The sequence below is a fragment of the Salegentibacter sp. BDJ18 genome, assembly GCF_017579965.1.
Lineage (GTDB): Bacteria > Bacteroidota > Bacteroidia > Flavobacteriales > Flavobacteriaceae > Salegentibacter.
Genome location: NZ_JAFLQX010000002.1, coordinates 1 through 23,124, shown reverse-complemented (window position 1 = coordinate 23,124; position 23,124 = coordinate 1). Strand labels below are relative to the sequence as shown.

The 23,124-nt window shown below is 38.4% G+C and carries 21 protein-coding genes; 13 read left to right on the top strand and 8 right to left on the bottom strand.

The window, feature by feature from the left end; genetic code table 11:
- The first annotated feature begins 2 nt into the window (after positions 1 to 2).
- Positions 3 to 362, top strand: coding sequence for a DUF779 domain-containing protein (locus J0871_RS00780; RefSeq protein ID WP_093302822.1), 360 nt, complete (start codon positions 3 to 5; stop codon positions 360 to 362).
- A 135-nt stretch (positions 363 to 497) separates the two neighbouring features.
- Here J0871_RS00780 and J0871_RS00775 read toward each other — a convergent pair whose 3' ends face one another.
- From J0871_RS00775 to J0871_RS00765, 3 genes are all read right to left on the bottom strand, one after another.
- Entirely contained in the window at positions 498 to 866 is a 369-nt protein-coding gene (locus J0871_RS00775; RefSeq protein WP_075324817.1) for a DUF6122 family protein, read from the bottom strand.
- A 63-nt stretch (positions 867 to 929) separates the two neighbouring features.
- The gene (locus tag J0871_RS00770) at positions 930 to 1,271 is read right to left on the bottom strand and encodes a DUF202 domain-containing protein (protein ID WP_075324816.1); all 342 of its coding nucleotides are present in this window, start codon (positions 1,269 to 1,271) and stop codon (positions 930 to 932) included.
- Between the two features lie 115 nt (positions 1,272 to 1,386).
- The gene (locus tag J0871_RS00765) at positions 1,387 to 4,680 is read right to left on the bottom strand and encodes an amidohydrolase family protein (protein WP_208222781.1); all 3,294 of its coding nucleotides are present in this window, start codon (positions 4,678 to 4,680) and stop codon (positions 1,387 to 1,389) included.
- Between the two features lie 150 nt (positions 4,681 to 4,830).
- On the opposite strand from J0871_RS00765, the gene J0871_RS00760 reads away from it, so the two are divergent.
- Positions 4,831 to 5,358 (top strand): DinB family protein, encoded by a 528-nt coding sequence (locus J0871_RS00760; RefSeq protein WP_208222780.1) that lies wholly within the window; start codon positions 4,831 to 4,833, stop codon positions 5,356 to 5,358.
- Positions 5,359 to 5,683: 325 nt separating this feature from the next.
- Here J0871_RS00760 and J0871_RS00755 read toward each other — a convergent pair whose 3' ends face one another.
- From J0871_RS00755 to metK, 5 genes are all read right to left on the bottom strand, one after another.
- On the bottom strand, positions 5,684 to 6,622 hold the full coding sequence (locus J0871_RS00755; RefSeq protein ID WP_208222779.1) for a pyridoxal-phosphate dependent enzyme: 939 nt from the start codon (positions 6,620 to 6,622) through the stop codon (positions 5,684 to 5,686).
- Between the two features lie 141 nt (positions 6,623 to 6,763).
- Positions 6,764 to 7,216: a universal stress protein gene (locus tag J0871_RS00750; RefSeq protein ID WP_075324812.1), complete on the bottom strand. Its 453-nt coding sequence runs from the start codon at positions 7,214 to 7,216 to the stop codon at positions 6,764 to 6,766.
- A gap of 15 nt (positions 7,217 to 7,231) precedes the next feature.
- Positions 7,232 to 8,161, bottom strand: a complete 930-nt coding sequence (locus tag J0871_RS00745; RefSeq protein ID WP_075324811.1) for a glyoxylate/hydroxypyruvate reductase A — start codon at positions 8,159 to 8,161, stop codon at positions 7,232 to 7,234.
- A gap of 29 nt (positions 8,162 to 8,190) precedes the next feature.
- Positions 8,191 to 9,555 carry an acyl-CoA dehydrogenase family protein gene (locus J0871_RS00740; RefSeq protein WP_208222778.1) on the bottom strand — a complete coding sequence of 455 codons (1,365 nt, stop codon included), beginning with the start codon at positions 9,553 to 9,555 and terminating at the stop codon, positions 8,191 to 8,193.
- Between the two features lie 136 nt (positions 9,556 to 9,691).
- The gene (metK, locus tag J0871_RS00735; RefSeq protein ID WP_208222777.1) at positions 9,692 to 10,948 is read right to left on the bottom strand and encodes a methionine adenosyltransferase; all 1,257 of its coding nucleotides are present in this window, start codon (positions 10,946 to 10,948) and stop codon (positions 9,692 to 9,694) included.
- A 920-nt stretch (positions 10,949 to 11,868) separates the two neighbouring features.
- On the opposite strand from metK, the gene J0871_RS00730 reads away from it, so the two are divergent.
- The 11 genes from J0871_RS00730 to J0871_RS00680 all read left to right on the top strand — a co-directional run bounded on the left by J0871_RS00730 (position 11,869) and on the right by J0871_RS00680 (position 22,775).
- Positions 11,869 to 13,161, top strand: a complete 1,293-nt coding sequence (locus tag J0871_RS00730; protein ID WP_208222776.1) for an O-acetylhomoserine aminocarboxypropyltransferase/cysteine synthase family protein — start codon at positions 11,869 to 11,871, stop codon at positions 13,159 to 13,161.
- A gap of 85 nt (positions 13,162 to 13,246) precedes the next feature.
- Complete coding sequence (locus J0871_RS00725; protein ID WP_208222775.1) at positions 13,247 to 14,260, top strand: alpha/beta fold hydrolase; 1,014 nt, start codon at positions 13,247 to 13,249, stop codon at positions 14,258 to 14,260.
- The gene (locus J0871_RS00720) at positions 14,223 to 15,296 is read left to right on the top strand and encodes an aspartate kinase (protein ID WP_208222774.1); all 1,074 of its coding nucleotides are present in this window, start codon (positions 14,223 to 14,225) and stop codon (positions 15,294 to 15,296) included. Before J0871_RS00725 ends, J0871_RS00720 begins: the two co-directional genes overlap by 38 nt.
- A 22-nt stretch (positions 15,297 to 15,318) precedes the next feature.
- The gene (locus J0871_RS00715; RefSeq protein WP_208222773.1) at positions 15,319 to 16,482 is read left to right on the top strand and encodes an aminotransferase class I/II-fold pyridoxal phosphate-dependent enzyme; all 1,164 of its coding nucleotides are present in this window, start codon (positions 15,319 to 15,321) and stop codon (positions 16,480 to 16,482) included.
- A gap of 95 nt (positions 16,483 to 16,577) precedes the next feature.
- Positions 16,578 to 16,994, top strand: a complete 417-nt coding sequence (locus tag J0871_RS00710) for an Rrf2 family transcriptional regulator (RefSeq protein ID WP_075327842.1) — start codon at positions 16,578 to 16,580, stop codon at positions 16,992 to 16,994.
- Between the two features lie 128 nt (positions 16,995 to 17,122).
- On the top strand, positions 17,123 to 17,374 hold the full coding sequence (locus J0871_RS00705) for a DUF2061 domain-containing protein (protein ID WP_075324805.1): 252 nt from the start codon (positions 17,123 to 17,125) through the stop codon (positions 17,372 to 17,374).
- Between the two features lie 66 nt (positions 17,375 to 17,440).
- Positions 17,441 to 18,070 carry a phosphoadenosine phosphosulfate reductase family protein gene (locus J0871_RS00700; protein ID WP_208222772.1) on the top strand — a complete coding sequence of 210 codons (630 nt, stop codon included), beginning with the start codon at positions 17,441 to 17,443 and terminating at the stop codon, positions 18,068 to 18,070.
- Between the two features lie 181 nt (positions 18,071 to 18,251).
- Positions 18,252 to 20,345, top strand: a complete 2,094-nt coding sequence (locus J0871_RS00695) for a HEPN domain-containing protein (RefSeq protein WP_208222771.1) — start codon at positions 18,252 to 18,254, stop codon at positions 20,343 to 20,345.
- Positions 20,338 to 21,120, top strand: coding sequence for a uroporphyrinogen-III C-methyltransferase (cobA, locus tag J0871_RS00690; RefSeq protein ID WP_208223155.1), 783 nt, complete (start codon positions 20,338 to 20,340; stop codon positions 21,118 to 21,120). Before J0871_RS00695 ends, cobA begins: the two co-directional genes overlap by 8 nt.
- A 7-nt stretch (positions 21,121 to 21,127) precedes the next feature.
- Complete coding sequence (locus J0871_RS00685; protein ID WP_208222770.1) at positions 21,128 to 21,721, top strand: bifunctional precorrin-2 dehydrogenase/sirohydrochlorin ferrochelatase; 594 nt, start codon at positions 21,128 to 21,130, stop codon at positions 21,719 to 21,721.
- Positions 21,714 to 22,775: an NAD(P)/FAD-dependent oxidoreductase gene (locus J0871_RS00680; protein ID WP_208222769.1), complete on the top strand. Its 1,062-nt coding sequence runs from the start codon at positions 21,714 to 21,716 to the stop codon at positions 22,773 to 22,775. The genes J0871_RS00685 and J0871_RS00680 overlap by 8 nt, the downstream gene beginning before the upstream one ends.
- The last annotated feature ends 349 nt before the right edge of the window (positions 22,776 to 23,124 follow it).

Sequence of the window (23,124 nt, the reverse complement as noted above, 5' to 3'; positions counted from 1 at the left end):
AAATGGACTATAAAAGAGTAGAAATAACTCCTGAAGCAGAAAAACTACTGCAAGAACTTAAGCAACAGCACGGTGAGGTGATTTTTCACCAAAGCGGTGGCTGTTGCGACGGGTCTTCACCTATGTTACTGCCAAAAGAGGATTTTTATATTGATGATAATGATTTTCTACTGGGGGAAGTTGGCGGTGTAAATTTTTATATGAGCCACGACCAATTTGAATATTGGAAACATACCCATTTAACTGTAGATATTGTAAAAGGTAGAGGTGGCAGTTTTTCGCTTGATATTCCTACCGGTTATCGTTTTCTAATAAAATCAAGAATGCTGAATGATGAAGAAAACAAGAATTTAAACCCTTAAATTGTTGCTTAAGCAATGCCTGAAAACTGTTTATACCCTAAATATTCAGTTTTTCAGGTTTTTTTACTCGATAATCGAGATTTAATGCTCCGAGGCTTGACTCTAAAATTTGATGTCTTAATTTTTCTGAAAAATTTAATTAAACCACTTATAAATTTCAGAAGAAGTATAGCATTCATTGCATTTAGAAAACATCCACAGGCAGTCTATAAAATCGGTAAGCATATGAAAGAGCAAACCGATGAATATTAACTTCAGAAGCTTATTTTTAATAAAAAGAACCCCTAAAACATAGCCGATAATTGCAAAATGAGAATGTAAAGGATGATAGCCAATTCCACAGCGCATGGGGTCAAATAGAGGATTGGCAAAAACATGGTCCAGATCTACGGCCATAGTGGCGAGTAAGATAAGCCAGTTCCTTTTCCAGTTCTTTTTGTCGTAAAACCAGGCAATAGCGGCAATAGCTATAAAATGAAGAAAATAATGGGTGAATGTTTGCAATTGAAGTTTTTAAAAAATTGAAGCTTCTAAAAAAATATCAAACCCTGGACCTCAGTAAAATTATTAATTATTTTCAGGCTCTTCTTCCTCTTCAGCTGAAGACTCTATTTTGCCCTTTAAAAGATCCTTCATCTTATTTTTTAGTACGATGAATCGCCATATACCGATAGTAAGAAACAATACAGAAATGACCAGGGCCAGATAGCCAATATAATGCATCTCTTCGTATTCCTTTAGCTGAATTAATGCCAAACCACCCAAAAGAAAATACATAGCCGCTTGGGTATAGGATAACAACGTACGTTCATTGGCAAGCTTAGTTCTTTCCAGCGCCAGATGTTCACGAATGATGCTTTCATCTATCTTTCTGTGAGTGAAAAGCTTTCCAAATTTAACCCTTCTCATAAAATTTCATATTTCAGCATAGAAACTGGATAGTTAATTTGCTTTAAAAGTTACCAAATTCGGTTTGTTTAAGCAAGACTTAAATTTAACTATCCAGTTTGTGTTTTTTGGTTTTTTAATTAGTCAACCTATGGCAAGTACAACCGGGAGCGGTAAAGCTCTGGGTGCTTTCGTGCCACGGGAAAGCTGCATTGTATTTGTTGTCTTCCCAATAGAATTCACCGCGTTCTTTCGGGTTATTTCCAATTTCGTTCATCGTTTCAGCATCATATAATCTGCCGTTTACCATCGTGTGAATAACCGATTCAGAATTACGAATATCTTCTAATGGGTTTTCTTCCAAAACAATCAGGTCCGCTAGTTTTCCTTCTTCTAAAGATCCAATTTCGCTACCCATTCCAATATATTCGGCACCGTTAATTGTAGCTGCCTGTAAAGCTTCCATATTGGTCATTCCGCCCATTTGCAGTAACCAAAGTTCCCAGTGAGCGCCAAGTCCCTGTAGCTGTCCGTGTGCACCAAGGTTTACCTTTACGCCAATATCAGAAAGTTCTTTGGCGGTTTCTGAAACCAAAATAGGTCCGTTTTTATATTCTTCTTCAGGAAGTTTGGTACGATGTCTTGATCTGGAATCTACAATTTGTCGCGGTGTGAAATTGAGCAAACGTTCATTTTCCCAAACGTTATCTTTTTGATAGAAGTAATACTCACCGTTTATTCCGCCATAATTTACAATCAGTGTTGGCGTATAGCCAGTATTGCTGTTTCCCCAAAGCGTTTTTACATCTTTATAAACCGGAACCACGGGAATATTATGTTCTATCCCGGTATGCCCGTCTACAATCATATTCATATTATGTAAGAAGGTGCTTCCGCCTTCGGGAACCACATTCATCTCCAGTTCTTTTGCCGCCTGCATTATTTGCTGGCGCTGTTCACGGCGAGGTTGGTTATAACTTTTTACCGAAGTCGCACCAAAGGCTTTCGTTCTCCTTAAAGCCGATTTAGCATCTTCCAGGCTATTAATTACTGCTTTAAAATCGCCTTCAGCACCGTAAAGAATAATTCCTGTTGAATAAATTCGTGGGCCTACCATTTCACCGGCTTTTACCATTTCAGCCATACTAAAAATGCTTTCACTTAAAGCCGAAGGATCGTGCACGGTGGTAACTCCAAATGCCATATTTGCATATAAAGGCCAGTGCTTTTCTGGCGTTAAGCCATATCTAAAAGCGCCAATATGCGCGTGGGCATCAACAATTCCAGGCATTATTGTTTTTCCTTCCAGGTCATAAACTTTCGCATTATTCGGAATATTTACTTCGGAAGTTTCACCTACAGAAACAATTTTATTTTCTTTAATTACAATGCTTCCATTTTCAATAACCTTATCACCATTCATAGTAATAATCCTGGCGTTGGTAAAAGCAATTTGCCCTTCCGGAATATCGGTTTTTAGTTTAAGTCCGATTTTGGTTCCTTCCTCGGTAATATCAGGAATAGAATCAGGAGAACTCTCCAGGAAAGTAAAACGCTCTGAAACTTTATTAGTGAAATATTCGTCACCTAAAGTCCAGTGTACATTTTGGCTGTTGTTCGACCAGTGCAGGTTCATCCCCGCATCTTTAGTGATTTGTGTTACCGGGATAGTTTTGGTGTTATTGTCTAAATCCAATGGTCGCCCCGTCATAGTAAGCGGTGCCAAATAAGCCTGGTGCAAATGACTAAAAACAACCCATTTATTATCTGGGCTTGGCACTAATCTATTGGCGTGTTTTGAATTGATATGCGTACGCTCGTCGTTTCCGCTTAGATCAATACTTTTTAAACTTTTTTCCAGACTGCCCATAAGCGCGCCACCGGTTTGAAAGAAAATTCGGGAATCGTCTTTACTGAATATTGGGAAATCTCCGGAATCATAGATCTTCTTTTTATTTTCTCCGGAAGCACTAATCGTATAAATACCCGGTTCTTTACTAAAAGTTTGTCCCTGGTCACTGTTACCGCGCTCCTTTACAAAAACGATTTGTTCGCCATCGTTGGAAAAAGCAGGGTTTCTATAAATACCTTTTTCTGAAGTGAGTTTTTGCGGATTTCTACCACTCAAACCTACTTTCATTAAAGCGCCCATTTTGGAGTCACTCCAGGTAACGTAAACGATCTCTTTTCCGTCAGGAGAAAAAGCGGGCTCAAATTCAAAATTTTCGCCGTTGGTGATTCGCTGAGGTTTTCCGTTTGGTAAGGATTTTTTCCATAAATAACCTACCGCGTTAAAAACAAGGGTTTTCCCATCTGGCGAAGTTACCGCGTGACGAATCACTTTAGGATTGAATTCTTCCGAAAATACCTGGTGTTCGCTTCTATGGGTTTCTGCAATCTCTATGGTGTTTTCAACTTCAAAAGGAATAATTTCAGAGGAATAATCTTCAATATTTACTTTATTGATCTTTCCTTCACTCCAAAAAACGATTTCTTCTCCCGAAGGCATCCAGCTAAATCCGGGATAAACCCCAAAAATCGCCCAGGCCTCCTGTTGGTCTTTACTCAATTTATCATAAACCGGCCATTCTTCGCCGGTTTCCAGGTCGTGAATAAATAAAACCGATTCTGTTCTCACTCTTTTTATAAAAGCAAGCTTCTTCCCATCAGGTGAAACTTGTGGTCTTGCTGCTCCGCCGGGACCACCTGTAATAGTAGTGTTTTCACCGGTTTCAAAATCGTATCTTTTTATAACATAGATTTGCTTGTTAGGATCTTTATTGTACTGAAACATTCCGCCAGGGTACATATCTTCGCTGTAATAAAGGTAGCGCCCATCTGGAGAAATGCTGGGTTCGTTTACATCCTGTTGGTCGTTTTTACGTTCGGTAAGTTGTAAACCTCCTTCGCCACCAATGTGGTATAGCCACATTTCTCCGGCCCCAAGAGAACGGCCAGAAGTAAAATGTTTCCTGGCTACAATGGCATTTCCGTCTGGAGTCCAAACCGCATTGTTTAGCAATCTAAAATTTTCTTTAGTAAGTTGGCTGGCATTTTCTCCATCGGCATCCATAATCCAAATGTTATCGCCTCCACCGGCATCGCTGGTAAAAGAGATCTTAGAACCATTTGGGCTAAATCGCGGCTGAACTTCATAAGCCATTCCGCTTCTTAAAAGTGTTGCTTTTCCACCACTAACTGGCATTTTATAGATATCACCTAAAAGATCGAAAACTATGGTTTTTCCGTCGGGAGAGACATCAAGATTCATCCAGGTGCCTTCATCAGTTTTAAGCGGAACTTCTTTAATGTTCCAGTCATCAGAATAAGGATCATTTACGTCCCATTTCTTTTCTTCTTCTTTTTCTTGTGAAAATAGGTTTGGAGCGGCCAATAAAATAAATAAGGCCGGGAGGAATTTTTTAAACATAGTGTGATTTTTTAACGAGGCTAAATATACTATGAAAAGCTCAAAAGCTCTAATTGCATTAAGGGATTTAATATTTGGAGATTATTTTATCTAATTGCGTCTTTTAAAGTAAGTTTGATTTAAGATTGTCTGAAATTTAATTTTTGAAAAATGAATAAAAATAGACCTGAAGTTTGGTTACGGGGAAAAATTCCTGATATTCCAGATTTACTACAACCTGCTGCCCACGCTTTATTACAATCTAGCGAAGAAGTAAAGAAATATATGATCGATTTTTCTGAAGAATTGCTATGGAAAAAGCCTGCAGGAAGAGCTTCAGTTGGATTTCATTTACAGCATTTAACCGGAGTAACCGATAGAATGCTAACCTATGCTAAAGCCAAAAAATTATCTGAATCTCAATTTCGGTATTTAAAAGATGAAGGAAAACCAAATGACGATATTTCTGTAGAATTTCTTGTTCAGAAATTTCAGGAAAAAGTAAATGAAGCAATCGATTTTCTTAAAATTACACCTGAAAATATTTTAACCGAATATAGACCGGTAGGAAGAAAGGAACTGCCTTCAACGATAATCGGATTGCTTTTTCACGCTGCAGAACATAGTCAGCGACACGTGGGGCAACTTTTGGTAACGGTGAGTGTTTTGAAAGATAGTTCAGATTCGTTACAGTCCTAAATAATATATACTTGTTCTTTTTCCATTGATAAAAAAGAACCAAAAAATCTAGGCTTACGAAACTGTATCTAAATTTATCGTTCGTCACCTAAATTTTAGGAACTCGCAAGAGGAATTAAAGTAAATTAAGGAATTCATTTAGCTCAAACAGCCTAAAATTTTACGGTGCCATCACTTCAAATTTCACGATAAATTTTCGGTATGCCGCTATTGATTCGGCATTTTAATTTTCTACAAGGTTTAGCAAGCCTTGTAGGTCTTTGGTTAATTAGAAATTATACCTGCGAGGTATAAAAAACTCGCAGAAAAAGCAATTCAATGATGATTAAAAAGGCAAATTACTTAAATCTACATTCCCACCGGAGATAATAATTCCAACTTTTTTATTTCGAAATTTCTCTTTTTCGCGTAAAATCGCAGCAAAAGCCACCGCACTGGAAGGTTCTACTACAATTTTCATACGTTCCCAGATGAGTTTCATAGCATTGATAATTTCCTCCTCTTCAACTCGTATAATTTCAGAAACAAACTTTTGAATTATAGGGAAATTCTTATCTCCAAGCTGGGTTTTTAATCCATCGGCAATTGTATTGGTGCTGGAATTGGTTTCGATTTTTCCAGTTTTCAGAGATCGATAAGCATCGTCAACTTCAAAAGGTTCGGCACCAATGGTTTTGCATTTTTTAGTATAAAAATCTACTGCCAGCGCGGTTCCGGCTATAAGTCCACCGCCACCAACGGGTGTAATAATTATATCCAGATCAGGAAAATCTTCAAGGAGTTCTTTTGCCCCGGTTCCCTGGCCATAAATTACATTCAGGTCATTTGAAGGATGAAGAAAAGTAGCACCGGTTTCTTTTTGAATCTTTTCGGCCGCGGTTTCGCGAGCTTTTATGTTGGGTTCACACTCGGTAATTTGTCCGCCGTAAGTTTTTACCGCGTCTTTTTTAACCTGTGTAGCAGAAGAAGGCATCACGATATAAGCCGGGATTCCCAAATTTTTAGCCGATAACGAAACTGCCTGCGCAAAGTTACCAGACGAATGTGTTACCACGCCTTTCGCTCGTTCCTTTTTGCTTAAAGCCAGGATTGCAGCGGTTGCACCTCGCATTTTAAAAGCACCCATTTTCTGAAAATTCTCACACTTAAAATAAATTTCAGTTTTGGCTAATTTGTTTAATAAATCTGAAGTTAATACCGGGGTGCGGTGTATGTATGGTGAAATTTCTAAATGTAGTTTGGTAAAATCTTCTTTACTGATCATTGTGACTTATTTCAATCAATAAAATTAAAAGAAATTAATTCAGTAAAAAAGTATAATCCAGCTGAGTAATCTATCCTGAAGTGATTTAATAAAAAATTTAGTGCTTAATTTCAGAAGCAAGATTTTGAATTATAGAGAAAATTATTTTTCTTCTTCAATAGGAATGGACAGCACAGGGATTTCGGCATTTTTAAACAATTCTACCGAAACACTTTCGGCAAAAAGATTATAGAAGAAACTGTGTTTGTGGGTACCTACAATTAAAATATCGGCTTTAAGCTTTTTGGCTTCCTGCAATACGGTTTCCACAGTAGAGCCCTGAATTAAAAGCGCATCAGATTCTATATTTTTATCAATAAACATATCGCGAATTTGCTGTAATTCTTTGTGCTCGTCTCTTAATTCATCGGCTCGCATATCTCTAATATATTGCGGGCCGGCATCAAAACCGGCAAAATCGGGATCTGGGGCGGCTACGTGAACCACCCAGATCTTAGCCCCGAATTTTTCTGCTATACTTTCAGCGTATGCCATAAGTTCTCCAACGGCATCATTAAAATCTACTGCAACCAAAATGTTTTTGAAAGTTTTCATACGCTGATATTTTAATTAATAACCTCTATCTCGTTCTACCACGTTCTTAAGTTCTTCTTCATCCTGCAATCTTTCATAATTCTCAATAATTTGCGGCACTACAGAGTTTGGATGAGTAACGCTGGCAATATGTGGTGTTATCCTTATTTTTGGATGTTTCCAAAATGGATGCTCGTCTCTTATTGGCTCTTCCCAAAATACATCTAATGCCGCACCAGAAAGATGGCCATCGTCTACTTTTGCCAGTAAATCCTGCTCCACTAAATGTTCACCACGGGCAACATTAATTACGTATGCGCCTTTGGGTAATTTTTCGAATAATTCTTTATTGAGTATTTTTTCGGTATCGGGAGTTAAAGGAAGCATATTTACCAAGATATCAGACTGCTCCAAAAACTCATCAAATTCATCTTCTCCGGCAAAGCTTTCTACGTTTTCAAATTCTTTTTTATGCCTGGAAAATCCTATTACCTGGAAGCCATTTTTTAGTAAATTATTGGCCACGCTTTGCCCAAGGTTACCTATCCCCAAGATCCCAACTTTTACATCGTTATTGCGAGTATAAGAAACAGGTTCCCATTTTTCGTTTATTTGGCTTTCCCTGTAATGGAGTAAATTTCTTTGGTGCGCAAGAATAAGGGTAAGTACAAAGGTTCCCATATCTTGTTCCAGCCGATCGTCTACCACTTTAGTGATTTTTATATTTTCGGGAAGTTCCTGATCGCTGGTAATATGATCTACCCCGGCGCCCATAGAAGCAACGACTTTTAAATTGGGATAATTTTGAAAGATTCCACGGGGATGATTCCAGGTTAAGGCAAATTCTACCTCTTCTTTATCGTGATCTTCTGGATACACGTAAATATTTAAACCCGGATGTTGATTTTTTAAAGCTTCAACCCAAGCTTTCGGGTCTTTACCCGGACTAACAATTAATAATGACATTCTATTCTTTATTTTTGAATGGTTAATATTTAACTTACAAAAGCACTGTATCCCGTAATGGCACGGCCTACAATTAGCGAATTAATTTCTTTTGTTCCTTCGTAACTATAAATGGCTTCGGCATCGGCTACAAAACGGGCAACATCGTGTTCTAGTAGAATACCATTGCCGCCCATAACTTCGCGGGCACGGCTTACCACATCCCTGGTACGCATACTACAAAAAACCTTCGCCAAAGATGCGTGTTCATCTGTTAGTAAGTCGGCATCCTGCATTTCAGAAAGCCTAAAAACCAGTGTTTGCATTGCGGTAAGATTGGAAACCATTTCTACTAAATGATTTTGAATTAACTGGTAAGAAGCAATTGGTCTCCCAAACTGTTCTCTTTTCCTGGTGTATTTTAAAGCGCTTTCATACGCGCCCCGGGCACAACCAACCGCCTGCCAGGCTACTCCAGCACGAGTCATTCTAAGTACTTTTGCAGTATCTTTAAAGGAATCTGCTTTTTGTAACCTGTCACTTTCGGGTATTACACAATCGGTTAAAGTTATAATGGCATTCTGCACAATTCGCAAGGCCATTTTATCTTCCATTTTTTCTGCTTTATAACCAGGATTTCCTTTTCTTACCAGGAATCCTTTAACCTGGTTGCTGTCTACATCCCGCGCCCAAATAATAATTACATCAGCAAAAGTGGCGTTCCCAATCCATTTTTTCTGTCCGTTTAAAATCCAGTTTTCACCGTCAAACTTGCATGTAGTTTCAAGTCCGCCGGCCACACCAGAGCCAACATTGGGTTCTGTTAATCCAAAGGCACCAATAGCATCTAATTTTTGCATCTTCGGAAGCCATTCCTGCTTTTGTTCTTCACTTCCGCATAGGTAGATAGATCCCATTGCCAGGCCGCTATGTACGCCGAAAAAAGTTGAAATAGAAACATCTACACGTGCAATTTCCTGTGCTATAATACCTTCCATTAAAAAAGGAAGATTTGGGCAGCCATAACCTTCGTAAGGCACACCGGTAATATTTAGTTTCTTGAATTTCTCAATAATTTCGTGAGGAAATTTAGCACGATTCCAATGGTCGTTTACCAAAGGGCGAACTTCATCTTCCATAAAATTTCTCACCTCCATTTGAAGCTTGCGCTGCTCCTCTGTAAGTTTAAGATCTAAATTGTAAAAATCGCCGGTAATGGGAGGCAGATCACTTTGGCCTTTTTTCTGTTTGGTTTTTAACATTTTCATCAAACCCTTGAGTTGACGCTCATCTAACTGGCCTAAACTTTTCATCGCTTCCGAAAGGTCTATCTGCTCATTAATTTTCGCTAATTGATCCATATCAACCGACTTTAATAGGTTGATGGTGTTTCTTACTTTTCTAAAAACGGACATACGGTGTTTGATTGGTGGAATTCTAAAATTAGGAATTAAAACTGCGTCCGGTTGTTAAAGCTTTCCGAAGAAAACGTCAAAAAAAAATACCGCTGAAGAACAGCGGTATTTTAAATAGTAATTATGGCTTAAAAATTTAGAGATTAAAGGCTTCTTTAACCTTATCTACATAGTCCAGTTTTTCCCAGGTAAAAAGTTCTACTTCTTTTTTTACTTCCCCGGAATATGGACTTTTAAAGATTTTAGTCACGGTTCTTGGTTCTTTTCCCATGTGCCCGTAAGCAGCAGTTTCACGATAGATAGGACTCCTAAGTTTTAGACGATTTTCTATGGCCCAGGGACGCATATCAAATATCTGTGCTACTTTTTTTGCAATTTCTCCATCTTTCATGTCAACTTTAGAAGTACCATAAGTTTCTACTGAAATTGAAGTAGGTTCTACCACCCCAATCGCATATGAAACCTGCACTAAAACTTCATCTGCAAGGCCTGCAGCAACAAGGTTTTTGGCAACGTGACGTGATGCGTAGGCTGCCGAGCGATCAACTTTACTAGGATCTTTTCCGGAAAAAGCACCACCACCGTGAGCGCCTTTTCCGCCGTAGGTATCTACGATAATTTTTCTTCCGGTAAGTCCGGCATCGCCGTGAGGCCCACCAATAACAAATTTCCCGGTAGGGTTTATATGATAAGTAATATCATCATTAAAAAGTTTCTGAACATATTCTGGCAATTGTTCTTTTACCCGCGGAATAAGGATTTCAAGAATATCTTTCTTGATCTTTTTCAGCATAGCATCATCATCTTCATCAAAATCGTCGTGCTGGGTAGAAACCACAATGGCCACAATTTTCTGCGGCACATTATCGTCACTATATTCTATGGTAACCTGGCTTTTAGAATCGGGACGTAAGTAGGGGATATCTTTGCCTTCGCGTCTTAATTTGGCCAGCTCAATAAGTATTTTGTGAGAAATATCTAAAGCCAGCGGCATATAATTCTCGGTCTCGTTGGTGGCATAACCAAACATCATTCCCTGGTCTCCCGCGCCCTGTTCTTCTTTATTTTCACGATCTACACCCTGGTAAATTTCCTGGGATTGTTCGTGAATTAAAGAAATAACGCCACATGAATCACCACTAAATTTGTATGCTCCTTTAGTATAACCAATATCATTAATAACTTCCCGCGCAATGTTTTGTACATCTAAATAAGTGTCGCTTCTTACTTCACCGGCAAGTACCACCTGGCCGGTAGTTACTAAGGTTTCGCAGGCGACTTTAGAGTTTTCATCAAAAGCAAGGAAATTATCGAGTAAGGTATCGCTAATCTGATCGGCGATTTTATCGGGGTGTCCTTCAGAAACACTTTCTGAAGTAAATAAATAAGCCATATTTTTAATTTGTTTTAAAAAATACGGGTTGAATTTGACGAAAAGCTAAGGGAGTAGTGATACTGCTTTAGCATTTTTCTTATACTTTAAAAAGCATAAAAGGGTTGCAATCAGTCAAATCCTTCCCTTTAATAATTCGGTTACAAATGTATAAAAATAACCCAAACTCATACTTTCTTTAACTTTCTTTTTTATAGGGTTGAAGACTTTAAAATATCGACTTCAATTTGTAGCGTATAAAATTATAGTTTTATACCTCTGAAAAATAGCTAATTAGGTTTGTGTTTTAGATAAAAATAAATTATAAATAATTTTACAGCTATTAAATTATTGATTAATCAATTTAAAGGAATAAAAATTTATTTTTCGTAAAAGTGAAGTTTTGATTTGGTTATTAAAAATTTCTGCCCTTATCTTTGTAACCAACAAAACAACGAAATGTACCAGATAATTTGCAATATGATGCGTATGATGATGTGGAAAACCTCCGCAGCGCGCTCAATTGCTTAATTCTGAAAAGATATAAATTGCAAAAAGCCGCTGCCAACTCGCAGCGGTTTTTTTTTGTTTAAAACTTAGTCATTTCCGCCTAGGCGGAAATACAGAATAAGAAAATAGGTTAGTAAAAATTAGATTCCCGTCCGTACGGGAATTACAAAAACAAATATGATGATTAAGGCAATAAATAAAATGATGATGCGCACTATGATGATGTGTATGTGTATGCAACACATGAAATGCTATTGCCAAAACCGAATGTAACTTAGTTTGTTTAGAGTTCAATTAAAAGGTCCCCTTGGTAATAGCTACTTAAGGGGACTTTTTTTATTTAAAACATTGTCATTTCCGCGAAGGCGGAAATCAAAATACAACAAATCAAGCTTCCAAAATAGGAGCAAAACTTTAAAAAATTAGAAATTATGAGTACTCAAAAATTTTCAACAAACGCATTACACGCAGGTCACGATACAAAAGAAAACGGAGGAACAAGGGCAGTACCAATTTACCAAACAACTTCTTATGTTTTTAATAATTCAGATCACGCTGCCAATCTCTTTTCCCTTGCAGAACCCGGTTATATCTACACCCGATTAAATAATCCTACTAACGATATTTTAGAACAACGTCTTGCCGCATTGGAAGGCGGGATAGCAGCTGTAGTTACAGCTTCAGGCACAGCTGCAATTAATACCACCCTTTTAACGCTTTTAAAATCTGGAGATCATATTGTAGCATCTAGCAGTTTATATGGAGGAACTTATAATCTACTAAGTGTAACTTTACCCAGATTTGGAATTACAACAACCTTTGTAGACCCTGAATATCCAGAGAATTTTAAAAAGGCCGCAAAAGAAAACACGCGTGCCATTTTTGTAGAATCGCTTGGGAACCCGAAGCTTGATGTTCTGGACCTTAAAGCAATTTCTGCTGAAGCAAACGCGCTTAAAGTTCCATTTATAGTAGATAATACGGTGGCTACACCTTCTTTGCTAAAACCTATAGAACACGGCGCCGATATTGTTATTGAATCGCTTACTAAATATATTAGCGGTAACGGAACTTCGCTTGGAGGAGCCATTATAGATGCCGGTAATTTTAACTGGGCAAATGGGAAATTCCCCGAATTCACTGAACCTTCACCGGGTTATCACGGGCTTGTTTACCACGAAGCCTTAAAAGAAGCCGCATTTATTGCAAAAGTGAGAATTGAAGGGCTTCGAGATCACGGCGCGGCATTGAGTCCGTACAATGCTTTCCAGATTTTACAGGGTTTAGAAACTCTTGAAATAAGAATAAAACAGCATAGTCAAAATGCTTTGGAACTGGCCACCTGGCTGGAGCAGCAAAAAGAAGTAAAATGGGTAAACTACCCTGGGCTGGAGAGCAGTAAATACAATAAACTCGCTAAAGAGTATCTTTCTAAAGGGCAAAGTGGTGTAGTGACTTTTGGAGTTGAAGGAGGCTTTGAATCGGCTAAAGTTGTAGCCGATGAAACCAAACTTTTCTCCCTCGTTGCCAATATTGGAGATACGAAATCGCTAATTATTCATCCGGCAAGTACTACACACCAGCAACTGGACGAAAAACAACAGGCAACTGCTGGAGTTACACAAGACCTTATTCGTATATCGGTTGGGCTGGAAGATGTTGAAGATTTAAAAACAGATTTAAAAGAAGCTTTTGCTAAAATTGAGAAAAAAGCTCTGGTATAATTTATTGTTGGTGGAAAGGCAAAGGAAAAAGCAGCCAGGTTAAGTCTTTTTCCTTTTGCTCTTTCTAAATCAAAAAACGAAAAAAATGCTTCAGGAACTCTGTTTAAAAGATTTTGAAAATTCCGCGGGAACGGTTCAGGATATTTATTTGAGCTTTCAGCAATTTGGTGAAAACCCGGAAACGGCGCCGGTGGTTTTAATAAATCACGCGCTTACGGGTAACTCTCAAATTACGGGAAAGCTTGGCTGGTGGACCAAAATTGTGGGACCTCAAAAATGTATTGATACCGAAAAATTCAGCATTCTGGCTTTTAATATTCCGGGAAATGGTTTCAACGGAAAAAAAGAACATTTAATTGAAAATTATAAAGAATTTACGCTTAGAGATATTGCAAGAATCCAGGATTTAGCACTTCAGCAATTAAAAATTGAAAAACTTTTTGCCATAATTGGAGGTTCAATAGGCGGCGCACTCGCCTGGGAACTGGCCGCTTTAAAACCTGATCTAGCTGAAAATATTATCCCTATTGCCACAGATTATAAAGCCACAGATTGGGTTTTGGCAAACTGTAAAGTGCAGGAGCAAATTCTGAATAATTCTAAAGAGCCCGTGAAAGATGCAAGAATGCATGCAATGACCTTTTATCGTACTCCGCAATCTTTAAGTAAGAAATTTAACAGAACAAAAGAAGAAATAAAACCTTGTTATAAAGTAGAAGGCTGGTTGCAGTATCATGGTGTTAAACTGGAAGAACGTTTTCAACTGGCTTCCTATAAATTTATGAACCACTTGCTAACTACCATAGACATTAGCAAGGGCAGCGGTAATTACCTGGAAGCCGCAAAGAAAATTGAGGGGAATATTCATATTGTAACAGTGAATTCTGACTGGTTTTTCCTGGCCGATGAGAATTGGGAAACTTATGTAAACCTTTCCCTGATTAAAAATAATGTAAGTATTCACGAAATAAGATCAATTCACGGGCACGATGCTTTTTTAATAGAAGCCTCACAACTGTCCAGATTTTTAAAACCCGTATTTAAAACCAACAATAAAAAAAATGAAAAAAGTGAACATCATCTTGTTTGGAATAGGTAATGTAGGAAGTACCCTAATTCAGCAATTACTCAACGCAAAAGAACAATGGGAAAAGCATTCGGGGGTTTCTGTAAATATTCCTGTGATTGCTAATTCAAAAAAAGCGCTTTTTAATGCTGAAGGAATTTCAGAAAATTGGAAAAAAGATTTTAAAAAATCTTCCGAAAAATATAAACTGGAAGATATCCTGGATTTTACAAAAGAAAACGACCTGGAACATCTTATAGCAATAGATGCCACGGCCAGCAAGGAATTTGTTGAAATTTATATTCGGTTAATTCAAAATGGCTTTAACCTGGTAGCCGCCAATAAAGTTGCGAATACACTTTCTGCCGATTTCTACAACAAACTACGAAAAGAATTAGATTACCACGGCAAGTATTTTTATTATGAAACCAATGTGGGCGCAGGTTTGCCAATTGTACAAACCGTACAGGGCTTGCACCAGGCGGGAGAAAAGGTAACCAAAATTCGAGGGGTCTTTTCCGGTTCGTTGAGCTTCATTTTTAATACTTATTCTGAAAATAAAGAGAAGTTTTCTGATGTATTGCGAAAAGCCGGACGATTAGGATATACCGAGCCTGATGCCCGCGAAGATCTATCAGGAAACGATGTGGGAAGAAAATTATTGATCCTGGCTCGTGAGCTTCAGTTAGAAAAGGAATTCCAGGAGATTAAAATTCAATCTTTAATTCCCGAAAAATTAAACGGACAAACTTCCGCAGAAGAATTTCAGCGAAGAATAGGGGAGCTGGATGAGATATTTTTTCAGCATAAAAAGGAACAAAACAAAGATCATGTGCTACGATACATTGGGGAAATTGAAGTAGGAAGCGCCAACCTGGAGGCAAAACTTATTTCTGAACCTAAGAATACCGCACTGGGCCAAATTAAAGGGGCCGATAATATTTTTGAAATTTATACCGAGTCTTATGGCGACCAGCCACTGGTAATCCAGGGAGCTGGCGCAGGAGCAGCGGTAACCGCGCGCGGTGTAGTTAGCGATGTGCTTAAATTATCGCAAAGACTTAATTAAAAATCCAACAAAACCAACAATTATGCATTTTGAAACCGAAGCCATTAGAACACAAAACGAACGTACACAGTTCCAGGAGCATTCTACACCCCTGTACCTAACGTCCAGTTATGTTTTTGATGATGCCGAAGATATGAGAGCTTCATTTTCTGAAGAAAAGGAACGCAATATTTACAGCCGATTTACCAATCCCAATACTTCAGAATTTACTGAGAAAATAGCGAAGATGGAAGGAGCAGAAGCGGGTTTTGCTTTTGCAACGGGAATGAGTGCTGTTTTTTCAAGTTTGGCGGCTCTTTTAAATAGTGGAGATCATATTATTTCGGCTAGATCGGTTTTTGGTTCTACGCATAGTTTGTTTACCAAGTTTTTTCCAAAATGGAATATTTCGCATTCCTATTTTAATGTGAATGAAGTTGATAAAATTGAAAGTTTAATAAAGCCCGAAACCAAAATTATTTTTGCTGAAACACCTACTAATCCAGGTGTAGATGTATTGGATTTAGAAGTTTTGGGTGAAATAGCTAAAAAACACAATCTTATATTAATTATAGATAATTGTTTTGCCACGCCCTGGCTTCAGAATCCTATAAAATTTGGGGCGCATTTGGTGATACATTCGGCTACAAAATTAATTGACGGTCAGGGCCGAGTTCTGGGCGGTGTAACAGTAGGAAATGCCGATTTAATAAGGGAAATATACCTGTTTTCAAGAAATACAGGACCGGCTTTGTCACCTTTTAATGCCTGGGTACTTTCTAAAAGTTTGGAAACTTTAGCGGTACGTTTAGATAAACATTGTGAAAATGCAGAAAAAGTTGCTCTATTTCTGGAAACCGAAGCCAATGCTGAAAATGTGAAATACCCTTTTTTAAAGTCGCATCCGCAATACGAAATTGCTAAAAAACAGATGAAAAAAGGTGGGAATATTGTTTCATTTGAGATTAAAGGAGGGATTGAAGCGGGTAGAAAGTTTATAGATGCTATAAAACTTTGTTCAAGATCGGCAAATCTTGGCGATACACGCAGTATTGTTACGCATCCGGCATCTACAACGCATAGTAAATTAAGTGAAGAAGACAGGTTAGAAGCCGGGATAAAGCCAGGTCTGGTAAGAGTTTCAGTAGGATTGGAACACGCAGAGGATGTAATAGCAGATTTAAAACAGGCTCTAAACTCAATTTAGTTATGGTAATTTCAGCAGACGTAGGGCTTTTTGATTTTTCCATAGAGAATTCAATTATAAATGCGAAAAAGTCAATATTTAAGTATATTCGCAGTATGCTTTCTAAAAAGACTAAATACGGTATTAAAGCCCTGGCGTTTATCGCAAAAAAAGGGGATAGAAAACCGGTACAAACTTCAGAAATCTCTAAAAGTGAGAATATTTCGCAAAAATTCCTTGAAAGCATACTTCTGGAATTGCGAAAATCGGGATTTTTGGGGTCTAAAAAAGGCAAAGGCGGCGGCTATTATTTAATAAAAGAACCGGAAGATATCCGAATGACTTCGGTAATTAGAGTACTGGAAGGTCCTATAGCGATGGTGCCCTGTGTGAGCCTAAATTATTACGAAAAGTGCGACGATTGCCCCAGTGAAGAAGCCTGTTCTGTTCATAGTTTAATGATCCAGGTTAGGGATAGCACATTAAAAGTGCTGGGCGATAACACTTTAGCTGATATTTCTGCGAAAAAATAAGAATTCAAAAATTAAATGTTAAATACTGAAATTTAGGCCTTTAATAGTTGGTCTGATAAAAAAACAAAGTTACTTTTGTTTTATAACCTACTAATCCGATAGGTTAATGGAATTTAAACAAAGAGAGTATGATACTGGATCAGGCAAAATCTAAAACCACTTATAAAAAAGACAGGACTTCAGAAAAACCCTTGCGCAGTATTTTAAAAACAGTGAGTTGGAGAATTGTAGGAACCGTAGATACCATAGTTATTTCGTGGGTCCTAACAGGAGAAATTGAAACTGCACTGGCCATTGGGTCGGTAGAATTAGTCACTAAAATGATCCTGTATTTTGGCCACGAGCGGCTTTGGAATATGATAAGTTTTGGAAAAGAATAAGAATATTTTTTAGAAAAGTATATAGAGTAAAGTTAGGCTCGGGCAGGGCCAAAAAATTTGTAAAAGATGAAACGGTACAGCGAAAAAGAATTAAAGATCCTCAACCAGCAGTTTAAGGGAATTACGCCGGCTGAGATTGTACAGTGGGTAGTATCCAATTCGGCCAGGCCGGTGATTACCACTAATTTTAGACCTTATGAAGCTGCAATTTTACACGCAGTTTCAGAGATAGACCCGGTAATAAAAGTAATTTGGTGCGATACCGGTTACAATACCCCGCAAACTTATAAACACGCAAAGCAGGTGATAGACCAGCTATCACTTAATGTTAAGCTTTACACCCCAAAGCAAACTGCTGCTTACCGAGATGCGCTTTTTGGAGGAATCCCAGATATTAATAATCCGCAGCACGCCGAATTTACCAAACAGGTAAAACTGGAACCTTTTTTACGCGCTATGCGTCAGCAAAATCCAGATGTTTGGTTTACAAATCTTAGAAAGGGCCAAACCAGTTTTAGGGATAGTATAGATATTTTAAGCTATAGCAAAGACGGAATTTTAAAGGTAAGTCCCTTTTACCACTGGAGTGATGAAAAACTGGATACTTATTTAGAGCAACATGAACTGCCAAACGAGTTTAAATATTTTGATCCCACCAAAGTTTTGGAAAACCGTGAATGTGGTCTCCACGCTTAATGAATTCCAATGAAAAAAGAGCAGAGCTATACCGAGATGTACCGTTCAAAAATGTGTATTCGCTGCCCTTAAAGGAAACTTTTTATAAAAAAATATAGGAAGTCCTTTTAAATGAAAAAATCAAAAAAGGACTTTTTTATTAATACCTGTTTTTCAGGTTTCAATTTAAAAATTATCGATAATGCAAAGTTTTAGAACCGAAATAGAAAACCCAATCGTAGAGCAGGATATTCTTGATTTAGAAAAGAAAATCAGGTTGTTTCGTGAGGGAAAAGCCGATGAAGAGAAATTCCGAAGTCTGCGTTTAGCGCGTGGAGTTTATGGGCAAAGACAGGCGGGAGTACAAATGGTTCGAATAAAACTTCCGTTTGGAAAAGTAACTTCAGAACAGCTTCACAGAATAGCCGATGTTTCCGATGAATATTCCAAAGGCCGTTTGCATATTACAACGCGCCAGGATATCCAAATTCACCATGTGAGTTTAGATAGAACCCCGGAGCTTTGGGCGCAGTTAGAAAAAGACGATATTACTTTGCGTGAAGCCTGCGGAAACACAGTAAGAAATGTAACTGCTTCCCCAATCGCGGGAATCGATAAAAACGAACCTTTTGATGTTTCGCCTTACGCACACGGAACTTTTCAGTTTTTTCTTCGAAATCCAATTTGCCAGGAAATGGGAAGAAAATTTAAAATTTCTTTTTCTTCTTCAGATGAGGATACGGCCTTAAGTTACATTCACGATCTTGGGTTTATCGCAAAATTAAAAGACGGAAAGCGCGGATTTAAAGTAATGCTTGGTGGCGGACTCGGTTCTCAACCAAGACACGCTGATGAATTGTATGATTTTCTACCGGTGGAAGAAACCCTTCCATTAATTGAAGGTGTACTACGGGTTTTTGATCGGTATGGCGAACGAGCAAAACGTTTAAAAGCCAGGATGAAATTTCTTGTAAAGGATATAGGAAAAGATGCCTTTATGGAATTAGTTTCCGAACAAGATACCGCACTTTCTAAAAATCATCCAGAATTTGAAGTTGAAAAATTTGAAACTGCACCGCCGCTTCAGGATGTTGAAGTTCCCGCAGTAACAATTGAAGATCAGAAAGATTTTAATACCTGGAAAAGCACAAATGTAATTCCGCAGAAACAGGAAGGCTTATTTGCAGTTGGAATTCGTGTTCCGCTAGGCGATTTTTATACCGGTGGTGCGAGAAAACTTGCCGATTTGGTGAAAAAATATGCCGGAAATGAGATCAGGCTGAGTTTAAGACAGGATATCTTAATTCGTCACGTTCGGGAAGAAATTTTGCCATTTTTCTATTCAGAATTAAAGAAACTGGGATATGCTGATACCGGTTATGATAAAACCGTAGATATCACAGCCTGCCCTGGTACCGACACCTGTAACCTGGGGATTGCCAGCAGTACAGGAATTGCCGATGTACTGGAAGATGTTTTAAAAGAAGAATATCCGCAGTTTATAAACGGAAAAGATATTACCATAAAAATAAGCGGTTGTATGAATGCCTGCGGGCAGCATAATATGGCTGAGATTGGCTTCCAGGGAATGTCGGTTAAAGTTGGTAAAACAGTGGCACCGGCACTTCAGGTGTTATTGGGCGGTGGAACCCTGGGAGATGGCCAGGGCCGATTTGCCGATAAAGTGGTGAAGATACCCAGTAAACGAGGTCCGGAAGCCCTACGTTTCTTGCTAAATGACTTTGAAGCAAATTCAACTTCCGAAGAAAAATTTGCAGAGTATTACGACCGGCAGGGAAAAACATATTTCTACGATTTATTGAAAGAACTGGCCGATACCTCAAACCTTACAGAAAACGAATTTGTAGATTGGGGACACGAAGAGCCATATATAAAAGCTGTAGGAGTAGGCGAATGTGCCGGCGTGGTTATAGATCTTATCGCAACACTTTTATTTGAAAGTGAAGAGAAAATTGATAACGCAAAAAGCGCATTGGAAAGAAAAGCCTGGGCCGATAGTATTTATCATTCCTATACCTCAATCGTAAATTCTGCTAAGGCTTTATTACTTGCTGAGGATGTAAAAACCAATACCCAGGCGGGAATTATTTCTCAGTTTGATGAGTTGTTTGTAGATACCGGTAAAATTGAATTATCGACTTCCTTTAAAGAATTCGTTTATCAAATGAACAAGCACGAGCCCACCGAAGCTTTTGCCAATAAATATTTAGAAGACGCGCATTTGTTCTTAAAAAGAGTGGATGCATTTAGAACAAAGGAGGTACAAAATGTATAATTCACCAAAACTAAGCGTGGTAGGCGCTGGTCCCGGAGACCCGGAATTGATAACAATTAAAGCACTAAATACTTTAAAAGATGCGAAAGTAGTGCTTTTTGATGCCCTTATTAATCGCGAATTACTGGAATATGCACCTCAAGCCGAGCATATTTTTGTTGGAAAACGAAAGGATAAGCATAGATATTCTCAAGACGAAATAAATGAGCTTATTGTAAAATATGCCCTGGAAAGAGGTCACGTGGTTCGTTTAAAAGGAGGAGATCCTTTTATCTTCGGAAGAGGATCTGAAGAAATTAATTATGCCAAAAGTAAAGGTTTGGAAACCGCGGTGGTATCGGGAATTACTTCTTCTATTGCGGTACCTGCCAATGTTGGAATTCCGCTTACGCAACGTGGTACTTCCGAGAGTTTTTGGGTAATCACAGGAACCACAACTCAAAAGAAACTTTCAGAAGATGTTAGGCTGGCGGCGCAATCTACCGCTACGGTGGTGATCCTGATGGGAATGGCGAAACTCGCCGAAATCGTGGACATTTTTAGTCACTACGGCAAAGAAGATACTCCGGTGGGGATTATTCAGAATGGAACTACCAATAATGAAAAATCAGGTTTTGGAACCATTAAAAGTATAGAAAAAGTAGTTGCCGAAAAACAACTTACCGCCCCGGCAATTATCGTGATTGGCGAAGTAGTAAAAGAAAGCGGACAGCTTAAAGCAGTTTTTGAAAACGTCAAGGAGTTTGAATTTAAAAATTCCCCCATTGGGGACTAGGGGGCCTATGGAAGAAAGAAACGAATTATATCCGGTCTTTTTAAAGGTCAATAAACTGAATATTCTGGTAGTTGGAGGCGGACAGGTGGGTCACGAAAAATTGCATTTCCTGTTTAAATCGAGTCCGAATGCTAATGTAGAAGTGGTCGCAAAATGGTTTTTACCGGAAACAGAAGAACTGGCAAAAAAACACGGCGCAAAATTGACTAAGGGCAGGTATAGAAAAAAATACCTTAAAAACCGTCATTTTGTAATTGCTGCTACCAACGATGCAAAATTGAATAAACGAGTTTATAAACACGCCAAAAAGCGCTATTTGCTTGCGAATATAGCTGATACACCTGAACTCTGCGATTTTTATATGGGCGGCATTGTAAATAAAGGCCACGTAAAAATCGCGATTTCCACCAACGGAAAATCGCCTACCGCGGCAAAGCGTTTACGTGAATTTTTTGAGGAGGTAATACCCGAAAATGTAAACCAAATGGTAGAAAATTTAAATGAATACCGAAGTAATATAAAAGGTGATTTTGAGGCGAAAGTTGATCAAATGAATTCTATAACCGAATCTTTAAAAGTTAAAAACAAGAGTGATGATTAAAACAGATATCCTGATAATTGGGGCTGGCCCAACCGGTTTGTTTACCGTTTTTGAAGCGGGATTATTAAAACTAAAAACGCATTTAATAGACGCGCTGCCACAACCCGGCGGGCAATGTTCTGAGATATATCCTAAAAAACCAATTTATGATATTCCGGCATTTCCTGAAATTTTAGCGGGAGATTTGGTTGGAAATTTAATGGAACAAATAAAACCTTTTGAACCAGGCTTCACTTTGGGCGAACGCGCAGAAACTTTGGAAAAACTGGACGACGGTACTTTTATAGTAACTACCAATAAAGGCACAAAACACCACGCGCCGGTGGTAGCAATTGCCGGTGGCTTGGGTTCTTTTGAGCCAAGAAAACCCCCAATCGCTAATATTACCGATTTTGAAGATAAAGGCGTTTCTTATTTTATTAAAGATCCTGAAGTATATCGCGATAAAAAAGTAGTGATTGCCGGTGGTGGAGACTCAGCTTTAGACTGGGCTATTTACCTGGCCGATGTTGCTTCTGAAGTTGCTTTGGTACACCGTAGAGCTGAATTCCGTGGTGCTTTGGATTCTGTAGAAAGGGTTTCAGAACTGGCAAAACTCGGTAAGATCGAGATGATCACTAATGCTGAGGTGGTTGGTTTAAGAGGTGAAGATAATCTTGAACAAGTGGTGATTCGACATAAAGATGAAGCTCGTGGGGAAGAATTTAAAGATGTGGACGATTTTATTCCATTATTCGGATTATCGCCTAAACTTGGCCCAATTGGAAGCTGGGGACTTGAAATCGAGAAAAACGCGATCAAGGTTGATAACTCTTACGATTATCAAACCAATATTCCCGGCGTTTACGCCATCGGCGATGTAAATACCTATAAAGGAAAATTAAAACTGATCCTTTCCGGGTTTCACGAAGCTGCGATTATGTGCCAAAGTGCTTACAGCCGTATTTTTCCCGATAAAAAGTATGTGCTTAAATACACCACCGTTGGCGGCGTAACCGGATTTGACGGTAGTAAAAAAGAAGCCAAAAAAGAAGTGGTGCAGAGTATTGGATAACCCCGAAGGGGGAATAAAATAAATGTTTTTTTAAGCTTATTAAGCTCCCCTCCTTTTTAAGGAGGGGTGGCCGGTAGGCCGGGGTGGTTAAGCCGTTGAGGTTGAACCCTTCCGTCATTCCTACGGAATGCCACCTTCCCTTGAGAAGAGAAGGAGCCTTAAAAATTTAACGGTTTTCGGCTATAAGTAGATAGCCTCGTGTAGGTATACTTTTTTTGATTCAGGACTATCTCATAAACTGTGTAAATAGAAAAATAACAGGGGTCGCGACCCCTGTTATTTTTTTGTCTAATTTTAAATTTTACACAGTATGAAAAAAGAGGATTTATTTAACGATGAATTTTTGAAG